The sequence below is a fragment of the Coleofasciculus sp. D1-CHI-01 genome, assembly GCF_040218875.1.
In the GTDB taxonomy this organism is placed as follows: Bacteria; Cyanobacteriota; Cyanobacteriia; order Cyanobacteriales; family Coleofasciculaceae; genus Coleofasciculus.
This window is the reverse complement of record NZ_JAVJQP010000192.1, coordinates 1-8,778: the sequence shown is the minus strand read 5'-3', so window position 1 is coordinate 8,778 and position 8,778 is coordinate 1. Positions and strand designations below refer to the sequence as shown.

The 8,778-nt window shown below is 44.8% G+C and carries 5 protein-coding genes; 4 read left to right on the top strand and 1 reads right to left on the bottom strand.

Going from position 1 to position 8,778, the window contains the following annotated elements; translation table 11 throughout:
• Positions 1 to 401 precede the first annotated feature (401 nt).
• Complete coding sequence (locus RIB93_RS32390) at positions 402 to 794, bottom strand: CU044_2847 family protein (protein WP_446379415.1); 393 nt, start codon at positions 792 to 794, stop codon at positions 402 to 404.
• Between the two features lie 373 nt (positions 795 to 1,167).
• Between RIB93_RS32390 and RIB93_RS32385 the strand changes: the two genes are divergently transcribed.
• From RIB93_RS32385 to RIB93_RS32370, 4 genes are all read left to right on the top strand, one after another.
• A complete protein-coding gene (locus tag RIB93_RS32385; protein ID WP_446379413.1) occupies positions 1,168 to 3,156 on the top strand; it encodes a VMAP-C domain-containing protein in 1,989 nt (662 codons plus the stop codon).
• Between the two features lie 71 nt (positions 3,157 to 3,227).
• Positions 3,228 to 4,370 (top strand): AAA family ATPase, encoded by a 1,143-nt coding sequence (locus RIB93_RS32380; RefSeq protein ID WP_446379411.1) that lies wholly within the window; start codon positions 3,228 to 3,230, stop codon positions 4,368 to 4,370.
• Between the two features lie 382 nt (positions 4,371 to 4,752).
• On the top strand, positions 4,753 to 7,425 hold the full coding sequence (locus RIB93_RS32375) for an SAV_2336 N-terminal domain-related protein (protein WP_446379409.1): 2,673 nt from the start codon (positions 4,753 to 4,755) through the stop codon (positions 7,423 to 7,425).
• A gap of 447 nt (positions 7,426 to 7,872) precedes the next feature.
• The gene (locus RIB93_RS32370) at positions 7,873 to 8,679 is read left to right on the top strand and encodes a formylglycine-generating enzyme family protein (RefSeq protein WP_446379407.1); all 807 of its coding nucleotides are present in this window, start codon (positions 7,873 to 7,875) and stop codon (positions 8,677 to 8,679) included.
• The last annotated feature ends 99 nt before the right edge of the window (positions 8,680 to 8,778 follow it).

Below are 8,778 nucleotides of genomic sequence, written 5' to 3'. Positions count from 1 at the left end.
GTGTCTAAGGGGCGGAAGTTGCTTTATTTACCAGTAGCCTGGTTAAGGGCGCAGGCGCTTTAATTGTCATTTGTCGTTTGTTATGAAACGTTGCTGTAGGGGCGCACCGACGTGCATTGGTGTCAACTTAAGCTCAACCCCTCACCCCCAGCCCCTCTCCCACGCCGGGGAGAGGGGAGCAAGAGCATCCGATCCCCCTTCTCCCCACGGTGGGAGAAGGGGTTAGGGGATGAGGGGGAAATTTTGAGCAGTAAATAGACATAGCTGAAAACCTTACCAGCATTGGTTTTCGACCTTAAGTTGACACGGATGACCGACGTGCGCCCGATCTCACCGAAAAATCTCGTCCACTCTTTTAGGCGGTGTCACCTTGTCAGCCACCAACAACAATTTTATTATCCTCAACGGTTACCATTTTTATTGGGAAACTTGCATTTAATAGAGACTTCAAAATCAGCGTTACTTGACCCTTCAGCCAGCATCGGCAAACCTGTCTTTCCAGCAATTTTTAGACCAAATTTAATATTCATCTCTTCAATTTCTGCCGACGAAAACTCTTTAAATGCGCCAATAACATACTTAGTGTAGAAGCGGATGTATTTATGGGCTTGTTGGATTGAGGCGATCGCGACATCTGCGGCTCCTTTTGATTCATAATCATCGTTTTCATCAGGAAGCTTTACCGGAGTTTTAGCGAGATCAAGTTCAACCGGATTTTTAGAATAAAGGACAACTTCTAATGGTTCTCCGTCCTCATCAGCCATGAAGAAACGTTGGGTTTGCGGATCTGACATTTTGAAATCTTAAGTAGGGTGAACAATTCAACTCTTTTATAACAGTTTTCACCTTAATCAGGTACACCCTTAACCCGTAGACTCTTTTACGGCTGAGAGGAGAGGGCGACCCGATCAAATTAAGAGGACTACAATTGTCAAGTTATGCAAGCGGGTTGCCCTTACAGAGAACAGGTATTTTATACCTTACATTAAAGATGCTATCCTACGTCTATAGACGGCTCTTAACTTCAATGGTACACTCATTCAGCATTTAAAGATTGCCGAAACTCTGGATAGACCGTAGGGTGGGTTGAGCGAAGTCGAAACCCACCAGCATTAATTCAGTACCATTCCTCTTACCTTCTAGAGACATTCATTCGTTTTCAGTAAAATGGCTCGATATGCTTTAATCGTTGGAATTGAAACCTACAATAGTCAATATTTACAGGATCTGAGTAAGTCAGTCATTGACGCCAAAGATTTTGCCCAGATTCTGGAAGACTATGGGAATTGTCCCCGCAATCATATTACGCTTTTGTCAGGTCAGGTCACTGGGGATGAACTCATTCAAGCATTGAAAACCTTTCTCAGTGAGCAAGCCAAAAATCAAGACGCGATTATTTACTTTTCCGGTCATGGCATTTTAGAGAAGCAACAAGATCCCCTCACCGACGAAGTATCACAAAAGGGTTATTTGGCTGCATCTGACTGTCAACTGAGTAAAAAAGAGAATCAATGGGTGGTTAAGGATAATGCCATTCCCCTAGAAAGCATTACTAAACTGATTAACCATACAGAATTAAGTAGTCTAATTATTATTCTTGATGCTTGCCATGGCGGGGCGTTAATTCAAGAAATAAATCATAGTTTTAACATTTTCCAAAATAACACCACCTACTATTTTATCGCCGCTTGCCAATCCTATGAAGATTCATGGGCGAGAAAGTCAAAACGTCATAGTGAATTTACAGGCGCATTAATCGAGGCGTTGTCCCAGGATAAAGCCGATGATGATGGAATTGTCACCATTGGGCAAGCCTTTGAGCAAGCCTCGAAACGATTAGAAACAGGTCGGCAAGAACCCACCTTTATGGGAAAAGGTAGCCGTTTACCGTTAGTGAAATATTCGGTAACATCTCTACTCAAAACTGTATCCAAATCCGCTCAAATCCCTGATAATGATTTAGAAATTTTGCAGCCCTATCTGGAGCAAATCGATCGCCCGATTCTTACATGGGCAATGATGGAAGGAGTTTCGGCTTATGCGCTAAACCACTGGTTAGCCTTGGATGAAGCGTTGAGCATTGATAGTTTTTTAACCGTTATCCGCGAACAGTTTCCTCAAAAGCTGGATGGCACGTCATCAATTATTTCCGTGCTGCACGTTCTCAGTCATCATCCTAGGATAGCTGCCGAATTAAAAGACCAATTCAAGGGATGGTTGAAAACAAGGAACTATAGCATTTCTGATAGTGATAGAGGCGATAACAAGGAAATATTGAATGCTTGTTTGTTAGTGGTCATCAAACAAGAGCATCCTCATGAGCCATTGCAGCTAACCACCCACTTACAGTTAGAAGATAAAGCCCCCATTCCTATTTTACTCAAACCCGATCCGAAGTCTCCCTATCAGTCTCATCCGGATAATTCAGCGATTATCACTTGTCAGGTATCCGCCGATGAAACCTTAGAGGATAAAATCTCTCACTACTTAAAAGATTTATTAAAACAGTGTGGTGATGTTTATTTACGAGGGAGTCCAGGCACGTATAATTTAGTCATTGAACTCTTTTTACCCTTTGATTATCTAGCTGAATCTGTTGACCTATGGTTGATTCCCAGATTACCTCGAAGAAAACGGCAACTGGGACGGGAATACCGAGTGATCGTCCGCTCTTACGAGCGACTTTTTGATGCCTATTATGCTGATAAACTCGAAGGCGTTTGGAATCTGATGAAAATCTTTGAAGAGGAGGTTTTGCCCACGCGAATTAAACGTCTAGAACAAGAAAAAATTTATTCTTATTCTGGATTAGAGCAAGAACTCACTGAGCAGCAAACCATTGGTTTAAGTTGCTTTCTACCTGAGTCAGATATGGAGCGAGAGGATCTATTTTTTGCCCTCTATGAGACGGGAGTTCCCTTAGCGCTGTGGTTGCGATCGCGTGATTTAGAGAATGATAATATGTCTCATTTTGATCACCTGCTCTGTGCCAAGTGTTTACTGGATCACAATCACTTAATTGATCAGCTCTGGCTCAAACGAAAAGCCGCTTATGGCAGTTCCAACCCGCAAAAGCAGTGGGGTTATCATGTGGCAATGTTGCTGGATAATCCAGAGCGCAATCCTCCCCTAAATCCTTTACGATTTGGACAGTAACATTCGTAGTGGTCACGAAGCGTGACATAAGCGCTAAAGCGCTTACTACAAACCTTCTTTATTTATAAATTATGACCGATTGGAAAATATTTTACGGGAATCGAGAACCGCATCATGCAATTAACACTTTGCCTGATCCTCCCAGTTGGCGACAGTTCAAGCGTCACCAAGATATTAATGAAAAAGCTCTAAAATCTAGGTGGCAAAAGATTCTCCGCTTAGTGAAAGAAGATAGTCGAGACTATCAACGGGGCAAAAGTTTTCGGGTACTTTATCCACCCCAAAACCGTGATACAATTGATCCAGATACTCCAGATAAAAAAGCGAAAATCTATCAGGCGTACAAAGAACTCATAGAAGGCGTCAATGCTGCCATTTATCTGCGTCGTCCCCTCCTTGTCACCGGACGTCCGGGTTCTGGGAAAACCTCTCTAGCGTATGCGATCGCGTATGAGTTGCAACTCGGATCAGTGCTGGCTTGGTCAATCACCACTCGTACCAATCTCCAGAATGGACTCTATAACTACGACGCGATCGCGCGACTGCAAAACCTACAATTGCTCAAACTTAAACAAGAATTAGGTCAAGCACCACCACAGCAACTCGAAGAAAACATCGGTCAGTATTTACAACTTGGAGCCGTAGGAACCGCCTTTTTACCCAGCTATCACCCCAGAGTATTACTCATTGATGAAATTGACAAAAGTGATATTAACCTCCCCAACGATTTACTCAATCTATTTGAAGAAGGCGGCTATTCCATCCCCGAATTAGAACGCCTACAGACGCCATCCGTTACCGTAAGAACCGCTGATCCCGGACTCGATACTGAGATACAACGGGGTCAGGTACAGTGTACTAAATTTCCCATTGTCGTCATGACCAGTAACGGGGAACGAGACTTTCCCCCTGCCTTTTTGCGGCGCTGTATCCGGGTAAGAATGCCAGAACCCAATGATGCCGAGTTTCTCAGTGAAGTAGTTAATGCCCATTTTGCCAAAGAATTAGGAGAACAGCATTGGCAACAGGCGCAAGGGACGATTAATCAACTGATTCAAGACTTTGTGCAGCAGCAGCAAGGAAAAGACGTTGCTACTGACCAACTTTTAAGTACGATTTATTTATTCTCCCGACAAGTCCAGCCTGATACTATGGATCAAGAGTCTTTGAAACAGCTTTTATTAAAGCGTCTCGATAGCGCCGTTGATCAATAAAGTGTCATTGTCATTTGTCATTTTTTATTTAAGCAAAATTGTAGGGTGCGTTAGCGGAGCGTAACGCACCATTGTTTTGAATGCAGAAACCTGCAATAATTCATCTGTAGGGGTAGGTTTTGGGCATTCATGTAAGCTATGGATAATATACTTACTACTGTCAGAGTCTGTCATTCTGAACGCAGCGATAGCGAAGTGTTAGCGAAGCTTGGCGTTAGCCTAGAATCTCACCAAATGCTTTGCTGTTGTTCCTTTGCTTTGCTCAGGCTGTGACCGTGAATCATATAAAATAGAATTGGTTTTATTGGCGCACATTGGTAATTTTCCGGGCGCACGTCGGTGCGCCCCTACGATAAATTCCCGTTAGTTCCTCCACCTTATTATGATCGAGCAGTTAATCACAATTCTCGGCTCAGAACTCGACTTAAACCCAACAGAAGTCGCCGATTTACTGTGGCTAACGCTCGAACGTCAAAAACGCATCCAAACCCAGCCCTCGCCCCTCACACCATCCCCAGACACCAAAACCCAGACGCCCTCTCCACCCCCGATTCAACAACCCATCGAAATCCCTTCATCCCCAACTATCAACCACCCCCCTCCAGCCATAACACCCTCCACCATTAACATCTACGCAGCCACTCAAACCCGCACCACTCGCACCCCTGAGTCAGACGATATCCCTCTATCCGTTCCCGATGCTCGTTCTCTGCGCGAACCCCTCGACTTTATTCGCGCCCTCAAACCCTTATTGCGAAACGTCCCCTCCTCCACAGAACAGGTGATTGATGAGTCAGCCACAGTCGATTGGATTGCTCAAACCGATTTGTGGATACCCCAGTTACAACCCGCCCTAGAACCCTGGTTAGAGTTAGCCTTAGTTATCGATGAAAGTGAATCGATGATCCTCTGGCGACACGCGGTTGATGAACTAGAGCAAACCTTAAAACACTATGGAATGTTTCGCGATGTGCGGGTGTGGGGGATGGGGCGGGATCAGGCAAATCAGATTTATTTACGCTCTCAAACTGGCTCCCATTCTGCCAAAGAACTGATTGACCCGCAAAACCGCCGCTTGATTATCCTGGTGAGTGATACAACCGATGAATTGTGGCGAGATGCTCAAATCCTCTCGATTTTAGCCGAATGGACAGCCAGCAATCCGGTGGTGATTCTACAAATGCTACCCGCCTGGATGTGGTCTCGTACAGCCCTCGGTGTAGCGACTCCGGCTCAATTCCGCAGTTCAGGAATCAGCCTGCTGAATCCCCATCTCCGAGTTGAAGTGAATCGTCTAGCAAAACGGCGTCGTCTGGCTCAGGGGATTAATATTCCTGTGATAACTCTGGAACCCGAACGGGCAAGGGTTTGGAGTCAAATGCTCACGGGACAGGGGGAAGCCCAGACACCCGGTTATGTGTTGCGCCCGGATTTATTAGCCGCATCCAGGAGAGCAAAATCGGCACAGACACCCACAGCCCAGGAGCGAGTGTCTCATTTTACCTTGAATGCCTCGCCCCTAGCTCAACGATTGGCGGGATTGTTAGCGGCTGCACCAATCATTACCATGCCCGTGGTGCGATTAATTCAAGATTCGATGTTAGAGGAGTCGCAGCAAATCCAGGTAGCGGAGGTGTTTTTAGGCGGATTACTCCAACCTGTGACAGAGATTACCCCAGAGACGAATCCAGAGCAAGTGCAGTATGAGTTTATCGATGGGGTGCGGGAAGAATTACTCAAGTTGGTTCCCGTTCCTGATAGTGAGCAAGTATTGGATCAAGTGTCTCGTGATTTGGCGAAAAAACTGGGTAAAACTCTACGAGAGTTTGTCGCTTGGTTGCGAAATCCAGATCAGATTGAAGATGAAGCGATTGGGGCAATTGTCAAGCCTTTTGCTAGGGTTACTCAGGATATTTTGCAGCACTTGGGTTATGAGGTTGCCGCAGAGGGAGAGGAGACGGTTCCGGGTTCAGAGGTAGAAGAATTGAGGCTGGATACCTATACGTTTGATGTTGTATTTATCGATACGGATGATAGTGAGTCTGCTGATAGCGTTGTTGAAAAGTTGAATCAATTTAGTTTTCAGACGGTTACGGTGAACCGCCAAGGGGAAATTATCAACACTGAAACTAAAACGGCTCACTATTTTACGGAAGATTTAGGCGATGGCATTAGCCTGGATATGGTTTATATCCCCGGTGGCACATTTTTAATGGGGACAGAGGATGAGGAGATCGAGAGACTGTGTGAAAAATATGATTTTGATTTTGTTAAGCGGGAAAGACCGCAACACCGAGTCACAGTTTTACCCTTTTTTATGGGAAAATATCCCATCACTCAGGGGCAATGGAAAGCTGTTGCAAATATGACTCATCTCAAGGTTGAGCGTGACCTTAAACCGGAGCCAGCTAATTTTAAAGCTGATCTGCCTAACTCTTCCTTTGCCAAGCAGACTTTAGATTTCTCCTTCAAACAAGAGGCTGGGGGGGAATCTCCTAGCCGATGGGATAGACCTATAGAACGAGTGAGTTGGTATGATGCTATCGAGTTTTGTCAGAGACTTTCTCAACTGACTGGACAAAAATACCGCCTACCCACAGAAACTGAGTGGGAATACGCTTGTCGAGCAGTAAGTGATGATGTGAACAAAAATTTTTCTTATCCACCGTTTCACTTTGGCGAAACGTTGACGGATAAGTTAGCAAACTATCGTGCTAGTTCTATCTATACAGAAGAACCTAAAGGGGAGTATCGAGGACAAACAACAGCAGTGGGTCGTTTTCCACCTAATGTCTTTGGGCTATATGATATGCATGGTAATGTTTACGAGTGGTGTGAAGATGATTATCACAAAAATTATGAAAATGCCCCAACGGATGGCAGTGCTTGGCTATCAAGTAACATAAACACGACAAAAATACTGCGCGGTGGTAGTTGGGACGACTACCCGAATTATTGTCGTTGTGCGTACCGTGTTTACCTCGATATTGGCAGTAAGAACTACCGCATCGGATTGCGTGTGGTGCGTGTCACTCAACCTAATTGGATAGATTAGCATTACGCCCATAAACTATAGGGTAGCACCGACGTGCGCCCATAAGATTTGCTTGTTTTTTTGCCTTCAATGCTCGTAGTTTTTCAATAAATGGTGGCGGATTTTCTTGCTGTTTTTTTTCGCATCTGATGACTTCATTCCAACCAATCTGCTAGATAGGCACTCACGGTTTCTTGGTTGTGTAAATATAAATTTGTAGGGTGCGTTAGCGAAGCGTAACGCACCGATTGAGGTGGTGAAATTTAAGGTGGTGCGTTACGGCGCGGGGGTGTTCTGTTAGGGATAAAACTAAATACAAACTATGCGCCTAACGCACCCTACACCTCATGTTTTACAATTTTAATGGCGTAGCAGGCGATTAGCACAAGGGGATAGCTGGACACCGCTAAAATAGTGAAATAGATATTATGAGGTTTCTGGGCGCACGTCGGTGCGCCCCTACAATATATGGTAAAACTGGTTATCCGCAAAGAACAAAGACAAGCCCAATATTACACGGAAGTTCTATCCGAAAATGTTGGACTGGAGATGACGCTGATTCCTGGTGGTACATTCCTAATGGGTTCACCGGAAGATGAGCCAGAGCGAAGAAAAAATGAAAGTCCCCAACATCAAGTCACTGTTCCATCATTTTTTATAGGACGCTATCCGATTACCCAGGCTCAATGGCGCGTTGTCGCAGGCTGGGAACCTGTAGAGCGTAAGTTAGATAATAACCCATCTAGATTTCAAGAAGAACCTACCAAAAGATCTTTTAGTCGGTGGGATAGACCTGTGGAAAACGTCTCTTGGTATTCTGCTAAAGAATTTTGTGCGCGGCTGAGTCAAAGGACAAAAAAAGAGTATCGTTTCCCCACGGAAGCCGAATGGGAATATGCCTGTCGTGCTGAAACCACAACTCCTTTTCATTTTGGCAAGATTATTACCACTGACTATGTTAACTATAACGGCAACTATACTTATGGTGAGAGTCCTGAAGGGGAGTATCGAGAACAAACCACGCCAGTTGGATATTTTCAGGTTGCCAATGCTTTTGGACTCTACGATATGCACGGAAATGTATACGAGTGGTGCGAAGATGACTATCACGATAGTTATAAAAATGCGCCAACAGATGGCAGCGCTTGGACAAGTGACAAAAATACTACAAGGATACTACGTGGCGGTAGTTGGGACTTCTACCCAAATAACTGCCGTTGTGCCTACCGTTACTACTCACCGTTCGCTCATTTTGGTAACTCAGTAGCCAAATGAGCAGCCACACAGTAGTCTGAGTAAGCAATTGGACGATTAAGGAGAGGACTAGGAAGCGATGCATACCAGACTAAGTACTTGATTGAGTACAAAAGCTGA